Source organism: Kitasatospora sp. NPDC092039, from assembly GCF_044756065.1.
Taxonomy (GTDB): domain Bacteria; phylum Actinomycetota; class Actinomycetes; order Streptomycetales; family Streptomycetaceae; genus Kitasatospora.
The window spans coordinates 325,448-340,453 of the sequence record NZ_JBIVSD010000004.1; the positions used below are offsets into that span (position 1 = coordinate 325,448).

Here is a 15,006-nt window from a genome sequence, read left to right on the forward strand (position 1 = left end):
TAGGAGCCGTCCGTGACACGCCGGGCCGGAAGTAGCGCCCGCACCGCGAAGCCCGAAGCCACGAGCCCGGCCGCGACCGCCACCGACCGCAACCGCAACCGCGCGGAAGCCGCTCAGCCCAGCCAGCCCGGCCGCACCAGCCCCGACTCGTAGGCCAGCACCACCAGTTGCGCCCGGTCCCGCGCGCCGAGCTTCAGCATCGCCCGGCTGACGTGCGTCTTCGCCGTCAGCGGGCTGACCACCAGCCGCCGGGCGATCTCCTCGTTGGACAGCCCCATCCCGACCAGCGCCAGCACCTCGCGCTCCCGCTCGGTCAGCATCAAGATGTCCGAGAGCCCCTCCGGCACCGCCTCGGGCGCCTTCGACCGGGCGGCGAACTCGCCGATCAGCCGCCTGGTGACCCCCGGTGAGAGCAGCGCGTCCCCCGCGACGGCGACCCGGATCGCCCGCAGCAGATCGGCCGGCTCGGTGTCCTTCACCAGGAAGCCCGCCGCCCCCGAGCGCAGCGCCTCGAAGACGTACTCGTCCAGCTCGAACGTGGTCAGCACGACCACCCGCACGGAGGACAGCGCCTGGTCCTCGGCGATCATCCTGGTCGCCTCCAGCCCGTCCATCCGCGGCATCCGGATGTCCATCAGCACGACGTCCGGCACGAGTTCGCGGGCGAGCCGCAGCGCGGCCTCGCCGTCGTCCGCCTCGCCGACCACCGTGAGGTCGTCCTGGAGGTCCAGCAGGGCCCGGAAGCCCGCCCTGACCAGCAGTTGGTCATCCGCCAGCAGTACCCGAATCAATCGCTCTCCGCCTTCGGTGTCGGCAGCTCCGCCCGGACCCGGAAGCCGCCGTCGGGCAGCGGCCCCGCGGTGATGGTGCCACCGAACGCCGCCGCGCGTTCCCGCATCCCGACCAGCCCGCTGCCCGACCCGCCCGCGTCACCGAGCACCGCGGGCCCCGGGTCCTCCACCCGGACGACCAGCACGGCCGGGTCCGTCCAGTCCAGCACCACGACCGCCTGCCGGGCCGCCGAGTGCCGCACGACGTTGGTGAGCGCCTCCTGGACGATCCGGAAGGCGGTGAGGTCGACGGTGGCGGACAGCGCGCGCCGTGTGCCGCGCTCCTGCACCTCCGCCTCCAGGCCCACCCGGTCCGCCTGCTCGGCGAGTTCGTCCAGCCGGTCCAGCCCCGGGGCCGGCCCGCGCGGCGCCGCTCCGGGCCCGCGCAGCGTCGCGAGCACCTGGCGGACCTCGCCGAGCGCCTCCTTGCTGGTCGACTTGATGGTGACCAGCGCGCTGCGGGCCTCCTCCGGCCGACGGTCGAGCAGCGCCAGCGCGGCCCCCGCCTGGACGTTGATCAGCGACAGGCTGTGCGCCAGGATGTCGTGCAACTCCCGGGCCATCCTGAGCCGTTCCTCGTTGGCCCGGCGCTCCTCCAGCTGCTGCCGGTAGGCCCGGTGGGCGGCGATCCGCTCGCGCCGGAACCGGACCAGCTCGCCCCCCGCCATCACCAGCAGCAGCCAGGCCAGCAGCCCGAGCTCCTGCAGCCAGACGCTGCCGGACGGCGGGGCCGCGCGCCGCCAGCTCTCCGGCAGCACGAAGGTGCCCAGCAGGTGCACCAGGTAGACCCCGCCCACGCCGGCCCAGGCCGCGCGGCGGTGGCCGGACCCGATCGCCACGCAGCAGGCGACCAGCCAGCTCAGGAAGGCCGGCCCGTACGGGTACCCGCCGGCCAGGTACCCGGCGGTGACGGCCGAGGTGCCGGCCACCACCGCGACCGGCCACCGGTCGCGCAGCACCAGCAGGGCCGGCCCGAGCAGCAGCAGCAGGTAGCCGAAGGCGTCCAGCGGAACCCGCCCGTGCTGGTTGTGCGCGGCGAAGGTCGAGCCGACCACCTGGGCCACCGCTGCCACCGCCGCCACCCCGAGCGGGTAACCTGCCTTGGCCGCGCGCACCCACGGCGGACGCCACGGCTCGGGCGGCTCCTCCGGTGACTGCCCGGCCGACGGCGGCTCGGGCGGCGGGGACGTGGGCGGCATCATGCCCACAAGCTAGACCGGCGCCGCGTCCCCGCGCGTCCTCCACCAGTGGCGTTCGGGCGTACTCCCGCTGGAGTACGCCCGAAGCTGTTCGCCGTCAGCCCTGCGCGGCGGCCGAGGCGGCCCCGGCCTGCGCCTCCTCGAAGGTCGCCGCCGCCTCCGGCCGCGCCAGCGTGACCACCAGCTCCCCGTCGCTCACGTCCGCGATCAGCGTGTCCCCCTCCCGCACCGAACCGTCCAGCAGCAGGTTGGAGATCCGGTTGTCCAGCTCCGACTGGATCGTCCGGCGCAGCGGCCTGGCCCCGAACTCCGGCTGGTAGCCCCGGTTGACCAGGTACTCCTTGGCCGCCTCGGTGACGTCCAGCTGGACGTCCTGGGCCCGCAGCCGGCGCCGGCTGCGCTCCAGCAGCAGGTCGACCACCGACAGCAGGTCCTTCCGGGTGAGCGCGTGGAAGACGATCACCTCGTCGATCCGGTTGAGGAACTCCGGCCGGAACTGCCGGCGCAGGTCACGCATCAGGTCGTCCCGGATCTCGTCCACGTTCCCCGCGTGGTCGAGGATCCGCTGCGAGCCGATGTTGCTGGTCATGATCACCACGGTGTTGCGGAAGTCGACCGTACGCCCCTGGGAGTCTGTCAGCCGCCCGTCGTCCAACACCTGGAGCAGCAGGTTGAAGACGTCCGGGTGGGCCTTCTCCACCTCGTCGAAGAGCAGCACGCTGTACGGCTTGCGGCGCACCGCCTCGGTCAGCTGCCCGGCCTCCTCGTAGCCGACGTACCCGGGCGGGGAGCCGACCAGCCGGGAGACGGTGTGCTTCTCCTGGAACTCGCTCATGTCGAAGCGGATCATCCGGTCCGGGTCGCCGAACAGCAGCGCCGCCAGCGCCTTCGCCAGCTCGGTCTTGCCGACGCCGGTCGGCCCGAGGAAGAGGAAGGAGCCGGTCGGCCGCTCCGGGTCGCCCATCCCCGCCCGGCCGCGGCGCACCGCCTGGGCGACGGCGGTGACCGCCTCGTCCTGGCCGATCACCTTCTCGTGCAGGTGCTCCTCCAGCTTGAGCAGCCGCTCCTTCTCGGTCGCGTTCAGCTCCGCCACGGGGATGCCGGTCCGGGAGGAGAGCACCTGCGCGATGTCGTCGGCCGTCACGTCGACGACCTCCTCGCGGGCCTCGGCGGTCGCCGCCAGCTCGTCCTCGGTCTGCCGCAGCTCGGTCTTCAGGTTGGCGGCCCGGACGAACTCCTCGTCCGCGACGGCCTGGTCCAACTCGCGCTTCAGCTTGGTGATCCGGTCCTGCACCCCGGTCGCCTCGGTGGACCCGCTCAGACTGCGCAGCCGGACCCGGGCGCCGGCCTGGTCCAGCAGGTCGATCGCCTTGTCCGGCAGGAAGCGGTCACTGACGTACCGGTCGGAGAGCGTCGCCGCCGCGTCCAGCGCCTCGTCGGTGAACCGCACCTGGTGGTGCGCCTCGTACGCGTCGCGCAGACCCCGGAGGATCTCGATCGTCTCCTCGACGCTGGGCTCGGGCACCAGCACCGGCTGGAAGCGGCGCTCCAGCGCGGCGTCCTTCTCCACGTGCTTGCGGTACTCGTCCAGGGTGGTCGCGCCGACCACGCTCAACTCGCCGCGCGCCAAGGCCGGTTTGAGGATGTTGCCGGCGTCCATCGAACCCTCGCCGCCGCCCGCGCCGACCACGGTGTGCAGCTCGTCCAGGAACAGGATCACGCTCTTCTCGGCCGCGGTGACCTCGTCGATCACGTTCTTCAGCCGCTCCTCGAACTCGCCCCGGTACTTGGAGCCGGCCACCAGCGCGGTCAGGTCGAGCGTCACCACCCGCTTCTCCTTGAGGCTCTGCGGCACGTCCCCGGAGACGATCCGCTGGGCCAGGCCCTCGACGATCGCGGTCTTGCCGACGCCCGGCTCGCCGATCAGCACCGGGTTGTTCTTGGTCCGCCGGGAGAGGATCTCGACGGTCTGCTCGATCTCCTCGGCCCGCCCGACCACCGGGTCCAGGCGGCCCGAGCGCGCCTCCTCGGTGAGGTCGCGCCCGTACTCGTCCAGCGTCGGCGTCTCGCTCGGGTGGGCGCCCGTGCTGCTGCGCTCGCCGCCGGTGCCGCGCCCCTCCAGCACCGACTTCAGCGCGTCCTGCGAGGGCGCCGCGTTGCGCAGCGCCACACCCGCGCCCGAGCGCTCCTGGTCGAGCAGCGCGCCGAGGATGTGCTCCGGGCCGATGTACGAGGCGCCGACCGCCTGCGAGCGGGCGTGCGCGGCGAGCAGCGCGCGCTTCGCCGAGGGGGTGAGCGCCGGCCGGCCGTCCACCCCGTCGGCGGTGCCGGACGGCAGCGCGTGCTCCAGGTCCCCGGAGAGCCGGTCCGGGTCGATGCCGGCCCGTTCCAGCATCCGGCGCGAGGGGTCCACCCGGGTGGCCGCCCAGGCCAGGTGCGCGGTGTCCAGGTCACTGGAGCCGTCCTCGGCCGCCCGCCGCGCGGCCAGCGCGAGCAGTTCCTGCGAGGACTCGCTGAGCAGCCGCCCGATCGGCACCCGCTGCACGGCGGGCGGGGACGCCAGCGGGCTCATCCCGAAGAACCGGCTGAGCAGATCGGAGAACGGATCGTTCGATCCGAACGGGGGCATGGTCACGGCGATTCACCTCTCCCAAGCGGTTTGCAGCCACACAAACACAGGGCGCACCGGCTCGCCTGTCGAGCCGACGGGGGCCGTCACGCGGAGCACCCGGGCCGCACTGCTCCCCGGTCGTACGGCCGGGGGAGCATGCCCGCCCGGAGCCTGCTCCCGTGGTCGTACGGGTCCCGGCCTCACCCGGTGACCTGCTCCAGCAGCACACCGCCGCTGTACGTCACCGCCATCGCCAGCAGCCCGCCCACGACGTTGCGCAGGACCGCCCGGGCCGGACCGGCACCCCCCAGTCGGGCGCTCGCCCAGCCCGACAGGGTCAGCGCGGCCACCACTGACACCACCGTCACCAGCAGCCGCCAGGACTCCGGCGGCAGCAGCACCGCCAGCAGCGGCACCAGCGCGCCCAGAGTGAACGCCGCCGCGCTGGCCAGCGCCGCCTCCCAGGGATTGGTCAACACGTCCGGGTCGATGCCGAGTTCGGTCTGCGCGTGGGCGGCCAGCGCGTCCCGCTCGGTCAGCGCCGTCGCCACCTCCCGGGCCAGGTCGTCCTCCAGCCCGCTGACCCGGTAGTAGTCGGTCAGCTCGTCGAGCTCCCCCTCCGGGTCCTCCGCGAGCTCCCGCCGCTCCCGCGCCAACGCGGCCCGCTCGGTGTCCCGTTGGGTGCTGACCGACACGTACTCACCGGCCGCCATCGACATCGCCCCCGCCAGCAGCCCGGCCACCCCGGCCGCGAGCAGCACCGTCCGGGAGCCCTCCGCGCCCGCCACCCCGGTCACCAGACCGGCCGTCGACACCACGCCGTCGTTGGCCCCCAGCACGGCCGCCCGCAGCCAGTTCAGCCGCGACGACAACTCCGCCCGCGACCCCCCGACCTGCTCAGCCATCCACCCACCGCCTCAGGGGTCCGCCCGCTCCCCCGATCCTCGCCCGCCACCCCGGGCCCCGCCACCCCCGGCCCGCCACCCGCAGCTCCCCCGCGGGCAGAGCCCCGCGCTCCGCCGGCGACCGCCCGTCCACCAGCCGCGCCGCCCGGCTCCCCACACCTGCTGGGCGCCGCCTTCACCACCACCCTGCGCCCGGCACCCCCGCCGACATCACCGGCCAGACCCGCCACCTCAACGGCGCCGCCCACACCACCCGTCAGACCAGCAACGGCGCCAGCGCGCGCCGCAGGTCCTCCGGCCCCCGGTAGCGCACCCCGGTCATGCCCAGCGCCACCGCCGCGTCCACGTTCTCCTGCCGGTCGTCCACGAACAGGCACCGCTCCGGCGCCACCCCGGCCCGCTCGGCGGCGATCTCGTAGATCCGCCGCTCCGGCTTGGCACTGCCCACCCGGGAGCTGTTCACCACCTCGTCCGCCAAGTCCGTCAGCCCCAGCAGCGCCAAGTCCTCGTCCAGCCACACCGTCGCATTGGTCACCAGCACCACCGGGCAGTGCTCCCGTACCCGCCGCAGCATCCCCACCACCGCCTCATCCGCCCGGAACGGCGCATTCGCGAACGCCTCCGCCAGCCCGCGCGCCTGCGCCCACGTCACCCGCCCGGCCAGCCCCCGCGCGATCGAGTCCACCCACTCGGCCCTCCCGATCCGCCCGAGCAGCAACGGCCCGTCGTTCTCCGGCGCGAACGCGACCGCCGCCGTACTCCCCTCCCCCACCCCCGCCGCCCGCTCCAACGCCGCCACCCGGTCCCCGTCGAAGAACCGGATCACCCCGTCCACATCGCACAGCACCGCATCGAACGCCCTGGTCATCAGCACCCCCCTTCCCTACCACCGCCCCGCCCACCCCGACAGCCCCACGGACGCCACCCCGAGGGAATCCCCACCGCCGCGACCTCGCGAGTGGCACGCAGAACGCCGTCATCGCCAATCTCAGCGAACCTCTATTGAGCTGACATGCGCTCAGTCTGGATCATCTATTCCCTTTGTCGTAGTCATCTGCCAAGGTTTCGCCATGCGAATGCTCTTCAAGGGAATGGGTGCCCTGGTCCTCCTCGCCTCACTACTCGTGGGTGCAGTTGAGGTAATAGGACTCACTGCCCGCCAACTCGGGCGTCAGATCTTCGACGGAGTCAACCCAACAATCTCCGCTGCTGCCGTCACGGCAATGGCCACCGTGATCGTCGCGGTAGCCACACTAGTTCTAGGCCGGTACATCGAGAAGCGCAAGACCATTGAGGCCGAAATCCGCATCAGCAAGATCCCTGTGTACTCCAGGCTCGTATCCGGCCTTTTCACACTACTCCAGGCGGAAGCTGGACCTCAGCAAACTGCTGCTGCCGAAGCTCTCTTCCGCGACCTCACGCCCGACCTCATCACGTGGTCGTCTGATGAGGTGCTCGTTGAATGGTCACGATTCAAACGTACTGTCGCCAACCTCTCACCGGAGGATGCCATATTTGCACTCGAAAAAGTACTGATGGCCATCCGGCAGGACTACGGCCACAAGGGGGCGAAGGTGGGAGACGGGGATCTTCTCGGCCTGTTCATCAACGATATCGACACGCATATTGCAGCTCGCCAGAGGAGCCAAGTCCAGACGCCCGGCCACCGTACCGTGCGCTGATTCAACAGCGAAGCTCAGAGTAACGGGCGGCGGAGTTCTGGCTGGCGTCCCGTTCGATCTAGGGTTGAGCATGATCGGGGGCGTAAGCTAGGTCAGGGATCTCTGCGTCTGACCGCAATTTGATCGAGTGGCCCCGGCCTTGCGCAATTCGGGTCCTGATCCAGAGATGTGGCAAGACCGCGATGCCAGCCGCCCTAGCCCCCGCAGATTCTGACCTCGGCCTCCAGGCGGCTGGTCGCTCTCTGCGGCTAGCCGTCGGAGCGGAGCAAAGACAGGAGTGACAGCGATCGGCTGGGCGGCGCGATGGCGCGCCGTGCGTGCTCTTGATGAAGTAGCCAAAGTCGTACCAGTCCCGTCCACCGCCCCACCGGGCTTGTTAGCTGATCAGCTCGCAGCCTGCTCGTCCAGGAGTGCCGCGTTCACCAGGCCGAGCTCAACAGCAGGCGCCTGTACGACGAGGTATTCCAGAGCCGCACGGGCTTCCGGCCGATGGCCTTCCCCGCCGAGATCGTCGACGACCTGGCGCACCACCTCGACCGGTACACCGGCCCCGGCCCGGACGGGCACCTATTCATCAGGCCCGGGTGGCGGGGAGCTCCGCCGCAGCAACTTCCGGGACGCCTCGATCCGGGTTCGCACCCGCGAGCTCATGACCAGGATGAGGCACAGCAGCACCCGGGCCGCGCTGATCCACCAGCACATGACCAGAGACCGGGCCATCGCCGACCGCATGGGCGCGGCGGTCCGCCAGGCGCTCCAGCGCGACGATCCGGCTACAGAAGCCAGTCAGTAGCCAGCTCACTCAGCGCAGCCGGGCCGGCCCCCTTGGGACCGGCCTCGCTACCTTCTCCGCTGCGATCACGCCCCAGTGTCAGCCGGCGATCGGACCCGCGAGAAACTCCACATTCGTACATACGAACTGCCAGTCGCCCAGAACGGAGCCTGAGCGCGTGCCTGTCGCCAGCACACCCTCATCACAGACCGAGCAACCCGCAGCAACATTCGATGAACTGACCGATGTCGATCTCCACCTCGACGCGTTCTATCCGGGTGGTACCAAAGGCAACATCTCGGACGACCCGATCAACAAGCTGGTCCCGAAGGTGGGTAACCAGGGAGGCTTCCGGCTGGCCGGTTCACCCTGGAATCAGAACGTCCGACTGGCCGTCCTCTACACGACCGGCCGGGAGTCCGATTGGCCGGATGCTCTCGATCCGCAGACCGGAACGTTCACCTACTACGGGGACAACAAGAAGCCCGGACACGAACTGCACGGAACGAAGCCCGGTGGCAACCTCCTCCTCCGGGACGTCTTCGCTGCATCCCATGCGGGTCCCGAGGAGCGGCGTCGAATACCACCGTTCCTGCTCTTCGAGAAGGCTGGCGCCGCCGGCCGCGGCGTCCGGTTCCGTGGACTGCTCGCGCCGGGCGGCCCGGCTCTCACCTCGGATGACGAACTCGCCGCCATCTGGCGCACAACCGGCGGCGAGCGCTTCCAGAACTACCGGGCCCGGTTCACCGTGCTGGACCAGGCTGTCATTACACGCAAGTGGATCCAGCACCTCATCGAGGGTGGAGACCCTCTGGAGGGCGACTGCCCCGACGCGTGGCGGACCTGGGTCGAAACCCGCTCCTACCTTCCGCTCACTGCCCCGGCGACGACCGTCATCCGCAGCCAGGCGGAGCAGCTGCCCTCTGACCCGAACTCCCGGGAGATCCTGGCAACAATCCGCGAGCACTTCCGCGGCCGGGAGCACGACTTCGAGCCGTGCGCGGTAGAACTGTGGCGCCTTCTCGCGCCGGCGACCGGCCAGGTCGAGGTGACCCGTCGGAGCCGCGATGGCGGCCGCGACGCCGTGGGGCAGTACTACCTGGGCCCTCCGACTGACCGGATCGCCATCGACTTCGCCCTGGAAGCAAAGTGCAAGTCGCCCGACCAGGCCGTCGGCGTGAAGGAAGGAAGCCGCCTGATCTCACGGCTCCGGCACCGAAACTTCGGGGTCCTCGTTACGACGTCCTACTTCAACCAGCAGGTGCAGAAGGAGATCCGTGACGATGAGCACCCGGTAGTCCTGATCTGCGGCCGCGACATCGTCGAACTCCTCCGCCAGCACGGATACACGTCCAAGACTGCGGTCGAAGAATGGCTGGCCAAGCGGTATCCCGCACCGGCATCTGGCACGAGGATGGCACGGGACGAGTAGGAGCCCGGGAACGATCAAGGGCCAGTTCGGGAGGATCCTGCCTCCGAACTGGCCCTTCTCATCTGTGGGCGCGGACGGTTTCGAACCGCCGACATCTGCTTTGTAAGAGCAGCGCTCTACCACTGAGCTACGCGCCCCCGGTCGTGGCCCGGTGGGCGCACGACGAGAGCCTAGGGTACCTGGTCCCGGGGGGTGGTGTGGGACAGGTGGCGGGTGAGGGGGTGGGCCCGGTGGGTGGGGCCGGGGGTGGATGGGGCGGGAGGGGGTGACGGGCGGGTGGGGGGATCGGGGAGAATGGGGCCGGATCAGCGGGTCGGAGCAGGGAGCGCGCAGTGACGGTGGCCGGCGGGAGCGGGCGGGGGCGGCGTCGGGCGGGGAGTGCGTTGGCGGACGCGTTGGTGCTGCCGGTGGTGCTGGCGGGTGCGCTGGGGGCGGTCGGGCTGGCCTCGGCCGGGAGCAGCGGCTGGTGGGGCCGGCGCGGCGGCGGTGAGGGCGGACGGGCGCAGGCCCGGGAGGCCCGGGCGGCGGCCCAGGAGGCGTTCTACGAGCTGGAGGAGACCCAGCGCGAGGTGCAGCTCGCGGTGGAGACGGTCCGCGCGGCCGAGGAGGGCCAGACGGCGCAGCGCGCGCTGGCCGACCTGGCGGCGATCTCCGGCCGGGTCGACCAGGTCACCGTGAACTACCTGGCCGCGCTCGACGCCCACAACCTGGACAGCGAGACCCTGGACGCGGGCGCGGCCGCGCAGGCCAGGCGCCAGCTGGAGGACGCGAAGGGCCAGCTCGGCTCGGCCCGCTCGGAGCTGAACGACTTCCTGCGGCGCCTGCAGCCGGCCGTCGAGCACGCCGAGCAGCAGCTGATGCGGGTCACCCCGGCGGTCGAGCAGGCCAAGCGGGCGTTGCTGGCGGCCACCACCGCGCTGGACGAGGCGCGCGGCGCCGGCCTGCGGGCGGACGACCTGGCGGCCCGGCTGGCCGAACTGGCGCCCGAGCTCGGCCGGCTGAACGAGGGCCCGGCCCGGCACGGGGTCGCGGACACCCTGCGGCGCGCGGACGACGTGAAGCAGCGCGCCGAGGCGATCGCCGCCGACGCCGGGCAGCTGCCGGAGCGGGCGCGGGAGATCGACCGTCGGCTGGCGAGCCTGCGCACCCGCATCCAGGCGCTGGAGACCAAGGCCGAGACGGTCGCGCCCGCCCTGAGCGAGCTGCGCCGCCGGTTCAGCACCGCCTGCTGGCAGGACCTCCAGCGGGTGCCGGACCAGGTCGCGGAGACCGGGCGCGCCGCCGAGCGCAAGCTCGCCGAGGCCGCCCGGGCCCGGGACGAGCAGCGCTGGGCGGACGCCACCGGTGCGATCGGGACGGTCCGCGCACTGCTGGAGACCGCCGACGGCTCGGTGGCCGCGGTGAACGACCGGCTGCGGCAGCTGAACGAGGTGCAGCACGACCCCCACAAGGAGATCGAGCGCGCCCGCTTCGCGATCCGGGACGCGCAGCGGCTGGCGATGGCCGGCCGCAGCGCGCCGGACCCTCGGCACGCCGCCCCGCTGGACGAGGCGGTGGCCCGTCTGGACCGGGCGGTGGCCGCGCTGGAGGAGGCCGGCCGGCACCCCGACTACTGGCACTTCCTGACCGAGCTCGCGGCGGTGCGGGACACCTCTGCACGGGTGATCGAACTGATCCGCGAGGACCTCGGCGGCCACCGGTAGGACGAGCAGGAGAAAAAAGAGGAGAAGGAGAGGGAGGAAGGAGGAGAGGGAGGAGGGAGGAAGCAGGAGGAGCGGGACCCGGCGGGCACCCGGCTGGGTACTCTGCCGGTATGCCTCGTTACGACTTCCGCTGCCGCTCCTGCGGCGCCACCTTCGAGCTCCGCCGTCCGATGGCCCAGGCCAACGACCCCGCCGTCTGCCCGCAGGGCCACGAGGACACCGTGAAGCTGCTGTCCACCGTCGCCGTCACGGGCGGCGCGGCCGCCGCCCAGCAGGCCCCCGCCGCCGGGGGCGGGGGCGGGTGCTGCGGCGGCGGCTGCTGCGGCTGAGCGGGGGCCGCCCCGGTCAGACCCCGACCGGCAGGGCCGCCGCCCCGGCCAGGAACCGCCGGACGATCTCCTCCCCCGCCGTCACCCCCACCTCCGTGAGGGCGGTGACGCCGGGGGCCGTCCAGCCGCTGTCCGCGAGCTCGCCGTGTCCGGGACGCCAGCCGGCGTCCGCCGCGAGCAGCAGGTCGGCGTCGAGCAGCGAGTCCCCGGCCGCCAGCACCGTGTCGGCGCCGCTGCGCCGGACGACCTCGGCCAGCGCGGCGCTCTTGGTGAGCGGTGCGGGAACGGCGTACACCTTGCGGCCCTGCAGGGAGACCGTCCAGCCGCGCTCGGCGCACCAGCCGGCCAGTTCGGCCAGCCAGCCCTCGGGCAGCGCGGCGCGCTCGACCACCAGGTAGGCGAACAGCTCGTCGGCGACCTGCCGCTTGTGGGTCCACTCCGGGTCGGCGCACAGGGCGAGCCGCCGGGTCACCTCCTCCAGCGGGGCCGAGCCGGCGGCGATCCGCGCGGTGATCTCGGCCCGCCAGTCGCGGTCCGGCACGCCGTCCACCAGCAGCTGTCCACCGTTTGCGCAGATCGCGTACGCGGGGACCCAGTCCGGCGTCGGGCCGGGCAGCTTGACCCGTCCGTACTGCTCGGGCGTCCGGGTGGTGGCCGGGACGAAGCAGGCCTGCCGGGCGAGTTCGGTGAGCAGCTCGGCGGCCCGTTCGGTCATGAAGGACAGCGGCCGCCCCTGGTACACCTCGACGCAGAGCAGCCGCGGCGCGAGCCGGTCGGGCGCGGCCAGGGCCATGGCCCGCTCGGAGTAGATCAGCGTCCGGTCGAGGTCGCTCGCCACCAGAACACCCATCAGGAATCCCTCCCCGTAGTCTCGGGCACGGCGTGCCCGTCGGTCACAGCCCGCCCGTCCGTCTCGGCCCGCCCGTCGGTCTCGGCCCGCCCGTCAGCCACAGCCCGCCCGTCGCCTCCGGTCGCCCCGCGGCTGTAGCGGGGGTGGATCAGCCCGACGCAGGTGTACGGCAGCCCGTCCACCTCCTCCACCTCGACGCCGCGCTGGGCGGCGAGCAGCCGGACGTGGTCGAGGTCGGCACCGGCGCCGCGCCGGGCGAGGATCCGCCAGGGGACCCGGCGCAGCAGCACCCGGGTGGTCTCGCCGACGCCGGGCTTGACCAGGTTGACGTTGTCGATGCCGTACTCGGCGCTGATCCGCTCGACGGCGGCCCAGCCCGCCCAGTCGGGCGTCCGGTGCGGGTCGGCGGCGAGCCGGTCGGCGCCCTCGACCGCCGCGGCCCGGACCTCGCCGAAGCGGGCGGCCACCGCGTCCAGGAAGGCCGCCGAGACGTCGCTCCCGGCGAGTTCGGCGTAGTGCTTGGCGCCGTGGAAGTCGTCCGGCCCGATCAGCCCGGCCCGCAGCACGGTGCGCGAGACCAACCCGGAGACCGTGGAGTTGAGGCAGGCGGACGGGATCAGGAAGTCGTCCCGGGTGCCGTACGTCCGCACGCAGCGGCCCGGGTCGGCGAGCACCGCGAGGTCCGGGTCGAAGTCGGTGCCGGCCAGGGCGTCGGCGAGTTCTCGGGTGATCGCGCCCTTGCCGGTCCAGCCGTCCACGAACACCACGTCCCGCGCGCGGTGGTGGGCCGCCAGGTACCGCAGCGCGACCGGGTCGATGCCGCGGCCGCGCACGATCGAGACGGCGTAGTGCGGCACGGACAGGCCGTGCGCGAAGGCCAGCCAGCGGCGGATCAGGATGCCGACGGGCGTGCCGGCCCGGGCCAGCGAGGCGAGCACCAGGCCGGGGCCGCGCTCGCGCAGCAGGGTCTCGGCGACGGTGCCCACGGCGAGCGCGATCCGGCCGGCGGAGCCGCGCAGCGCCTCGTGGAACAGCGCCTGGTACCCGGGGCCGGGCTGGTACTCGACCGGCAGCGACTCGGCGTAGTGCGCGCCGCCGCTCTGGACGGCCTCCTCGCGCTCCTCGGTCGGGGCTTCGAGTGCGACCCCGGAGAGGTCCTTGAGCAGCCAGGCCACCTCCTCGGCCGCGTACGAGGAGAACGCCGGCCCGTACAACGGCGCGGGGAGCACGACGGGCGCCGTCGCCGTCGCCGGCGCGGACGAAGTCGACGGCGCGGACGAAGACGACGGCGACGGCGACGGCGACGGCGACGGCACGGACAGCGCGCGAGGCGATGGCGCGGACGGAGAACCGGGCAGCGAGGCGGCCGCCCCGGGCACCGGCCGGTGCGAGGGCAGCACGGCGAGCACCACCCGGTCGGTCACCCGCCGCAGCTGCCCGAGCAGCGCGCGCTCGCCCTCGTGCAGCGCCGGGGTGTCGGCCACGTCGTCCACCACCAGCACCACGGCGTCGAACCGCCGCGCCGGGTCGCTGCCGGGGGCGACGTTGTACGCGTAGCGCTCGGGCGAGCCGCCGTCCTGCGGGTCGTCGTGGGCGGGGAAGGCGAGCCGGGTGCGGATGGCGTAGCCGGGGTCGTCCACCGCCAGGACCGGCGAGCGGGTGGTGGTGGAGAACCGGACGCGGTCGCCGCCGAGCCGCTCGCCGAGGGCGTCGGCCAGGCGCAGCGGCGCGTACATCAGCTCCTCGAAGCCGAGCACCAGCACCCGCCGCGCACCGGCGGGCAGGGCTTCGGCCAACTGCCCGGCCAGCCGGGGGAGTACGGCGTCCAGCCGGGCGCGGTCGCGCGCGGTGAAGCCGTGCCGGCCGCCGTCCGGGAGCCCGGCGGGCCAGTCCAGCCCCACGCGGACCAGCGGCGCGGCGGCGGCCGCCGAGGGCCCGGCCTCCGGAGTGACGGCGCCGGCCTCCGCGATCAGCCGCTCGGCCCGGTTCAGCAGGTCCGCCGGCAGCTCGACGCCTCCGCTCGCGGTGGCCACCAGGTCCAGCTGGACGCCGAGTTCGGCGGCGGTCCGGTCGAGCCGCCGCCGGTCGGCCGCGGAACGCAGGTCCACCAGGGCGACCACCACGTAGTGCCCGCGCGGGTGGCGGGCGTGCAGGTCGCGGATGGTGTTGAGCACCGTCTGCCCGGTCGAGAACTCGTCGTCCACCAGCACCAGCGGTCCGTTCCCGGCGAGGAGGCCGGGGTCGGCCGGGAGCAGCAGGTGCGAGGTGGCGTGCGAGTGCTCCTCCTCGAAGCCGCCGACCGGGGGGATGCCGGGCACCGGGCGGCGGGTGGAGTGCAGGTAGGGGGCGTCCAGGCCGTCGGCGACGCTGTGGCCGAGGCCCGTGGCGGTCTCCGCGTAGCCGAGCACGACGGCCCGGGCCGCCGCCTCCGCGCCGAGCAGGTCGCGGACCCGGCGGCCGAGTTCGAGCCCGGCGCCGTGGACCACCGAGGGCCGTTGCGGCACGTGCTTGCCGAGCACGGTGGAGACCAGCAGGTGGGCTCGCTTCGGGTTGCCGGACCGGAGGGCGAGCCCGACGAGTTCGGGGAGCCGCGCGGAGCCGGTCAGCGCGATCCCGGCCCGGTCGGCGACCCAGCGGCCGGTCCACGTCTGCGGTGTTGCTGTCACTGCTGGTCCTGCCTTCGATGGTGCGAT

The 15,006-nt window shown here is 73.1% G+C and carries 13 protein-coding genes and 1 tRNA gene; 5 read left to right on the top strand and 9 right to left on the bottom strand.

The genetic code is table 11. The annotated features are described in order from the left end of the window. Positions 1-113: 113 nt before the first annotated feature. The 5 genes from ACIQI7_RS11050 to ACIQI7_RS11070 all read right to left on the bottom strand — a co-directional run bounded on the left by ACIQI7_RS11050 (position 114) and on the right by ACIQI7_RS11070 (position 6,413). On the bottom strand, positions 114-791 hold the full coding sequence (locus ACIQI7_RS11050; protein ID WP_401107519.1) for a response regulator: 678 nt from the start codon (positions 789-791) through the stop codon (positions 114-116). Next, positions 788-2,032 (bottom strand): sensor histidine kinase, encoded by a 1,245-nt coding sequence (locus tag ACIQI7_RS11055; protein ID WP_401107522.1) that lies wholly within the window; start codon positions 2,030-2,032, stop codon positions 788-790. The genes ACIQI7_RS11050 and ACIQI7_RS11055 overlap by 4 nt, the downstream gene beginning before the upstream one ends. A 94-nt stretch (positions 2,033-2,126) precedes the next feature. Next, positions 2,127-4,658: an ATP-dependent Clp protease ATP-binding subunit gene (locus ACIQI7_RS11060; RefSeq protein ID WP_401108015.1), complete on the bottom strand. Its 2,532-nt coding sequence runs from the start codon at positions 4,656-4,658 to the stop codon at positions 2,127-2,129. Positions 4,659-4,840: 182 nt separating this feature from the next. Continuing rightward, a complete protein-coding gene (locus tag ACIQI7_RS11065; RefSeq protein ID WP_401107524.1) occupies positions 4,841-5,545 on the bottom strand; it encodes a VIT family protein in 705 nt (234 codons plus the stop codon). Positions 5,546-5,801: 256 nt separating this feature from the next. Then, positions 5,802-6,413, bottom strand: a complete 612-nt coding sequence (locus tag ACIQI7_RS11070; protein ID WP_401107526.1) for an HAD family hydrolase — start codon at positions 6,411-6,413, stop codon at positions 5,802-5,804. Positions 6,414-6,615: 202 nt separating this feature from the next. Here ACIQI7_RS11070 and ACIQI7_RS11075 point away from each other — a divergent pair, with 202 nt between their 5' ends. Beyond that, the gene (locus ACIQI7_RS11075; protein ID WP_401107528.1) at positions 6,616-7,227 is read left to right on the top strand and encodes a hypothetical protein; all 612 of its coding nucleotides are present in this window, start codon (positions 6,616-6,618) and stop codon (positions 7,225-7,227) included. Between the two features lie 384 nt (positions 7,228-7,611). On the opposite strand, the gene ACIQI7_RS11080 is transcribed toward ACIQI7_RS11075, so the two are convergent. Beyond that, on the bottom strand, positions 7,612-7,758 hold the full coding sequence (locus ACIQI7_RS11080; protein WP_401107531.1) for a hypothetical protein: 147 nt from the start codon (positions 7,756-7,758) through the stop codon (positions 7,612-7,614). A gap of 118 nt (positions 7,759-7,876) precedes the next feature. Between ACIQI7_RS11080 and ACIQI7_RS11085 the strand changes: the two genes are divergently transcribed. Both ACIQI7_RS11085 and ACIQI7_RS11090 read left to right on the top strand, forming a co-directional pair. After that, positions 7,877-8,020: an integrase gene (locus ACIQI7_RS11085; protein WP_401107534.1), complete on the top strand. Its 144-nt coding sequence runs from the start codon at positions 7,877-7,879 to the stop codon at positions 8,018-8,020. Positions 8,021-8,177: 157 nt separating this feature from the next. After that, the gene (locus ACIQI7_RS11090) at positions 8,178-9,431 is read left to right on the top strand and encodes a restriction endonuclease (RefSeq protein WP_401107537.1); all 1,254 of its coding nucleotides are present in this window, start codon (positions 8,178-8,180) and stop codon (positions 9,429-9,431) included. Between the two features lie 65 nt (positions 9,432-9,496). Here ACIQI7_RS11090 and ACIQI7_RS11095 read toward each other — a convergent pair. Beyond that, positions 9,497-9,568, bottom strand: a tRNA-Val gene (locus ACIQI7_RS11095). A gap of 246 nt (positions 9,569-9,814) precedes the next feature. Between ACIQI7_RS11095 and ACIQI7_RS11100 the strand changes: the two genes are divergently transcribed. Beyond that, a complete protein-coding gene (locus ACIQI7_RS11100; RefSeq protein ID WP_401107539.1) occupies positions 9,815-11,134 on the top strand; it encodes a hypothetical protein in 1,320 nt (439 codons plus the stop codon). Positions 11,135-11,244: 110 nt separating this feature from the next. After that, positions 11,245-11,463, top strand: coding sequence for a zinc ribbon domain-containing protein (locus ACIQI7_RS11105; RefSeq protein WP_359914456.1), 219 nt, complete (start codon positions 11,245-11,247; stop codon positions 11,461-11,463). A 16-nt stretch (positions 11,464-11,479) separates the two neighbouring features. On the opposite strand, the gene ACIQI7_RS11110 is transcribed toward ACIQI7_RS11105, so the two are convergent. Both ACIQI7_RS11110 and ACIQI7_RS11115 read right to left on the bottom strand, forming a co-directional pair. Beyond that, positions 11,480-12,313, bottom strand: coding sequence for an HAD family hydrolase (locus tag ACIQI7_RS11110; RefSeq protein ID WP_401107541.1), 834 nt, complete (start codon positions 12,311-12,313; stop codon positions 11,480-11,482). Continuing rightward, complete coding sequence (locus ACIQI7_RS11115) at positions 12,313-14,979, bottom strand: phosphoribosyltransferase (RefSeq protein ID WP_401107544.1); 2,667 nt, start codon at positions 14,977-14,979, stop codon at positions 12,313-12,315. The genes ACIQI7_RS11110 and ACIQI7_RS11115 overlap by 1 nt, the downstream gene beginning before the upstream one ends. Positions 14,980-15,006: the final 27 nt, after the last annotated feature.

Coding starts and splice junctions, on each gene's coding strand:
- ACIQI7_RS11085 (WP_401107534.1), top strand. CDS start 7,877: ATGACCAGGATGAGGCACAGCAGCACCCGGGCCGCGCTGATCCACCAG.
- ACIQI7_RS11105 (WP_359914456.1), top strand. CDS start 11,245: ATGCCTCGTTACGACTTCCGCTGCCGCTCCTGCGGCGCCACCTTCGAG.
- ACIQI7_RS11110 (WP_401107541.1), bottom strand. CDS start 12,313: ATGGGTGTTCTGGTGGCGAGCGACCTCGACCGGACGCTGATCTACTCC.
- ACIQI7_RS11070 (WP_401107526.1), bottom strand. CDS start 6,413: ATGACCAGGGCGTTCGATGCGGTGCTGTGCGATGTGGACGGGGTGATC.
- ACIQI7_RS11065 (WP_401107524.1), bottom strand. CDS start 5,545: ATGGCTGAGCAGGTCGGGGGGTCGCGGGCGGAGTTGTCGTCGCGGCTG.
- ACIQI7_RS11075 (WP_401107528.1), top strand. CDS start 6,616: ATGCGAATGCTCTTCAAGGGAATGGGTGCCCTGGTCCTCCTCGCCTCA.
- ACIQI7_RS11060 (WP_401108015.1), bottom strand. CDS start 4,658: ATGCCCCCGTTCGGATCGAACGATCCGTTCTCCGATCTGCTCAGCCGG.
- ACIQI7_RS11055 (WP_401107522.1), bottom strand. CDS start 2,032: ATGATGCCGCCCACGTCCCCGCCGCCCGAGCCGCCGTCGGCCGGGCAG.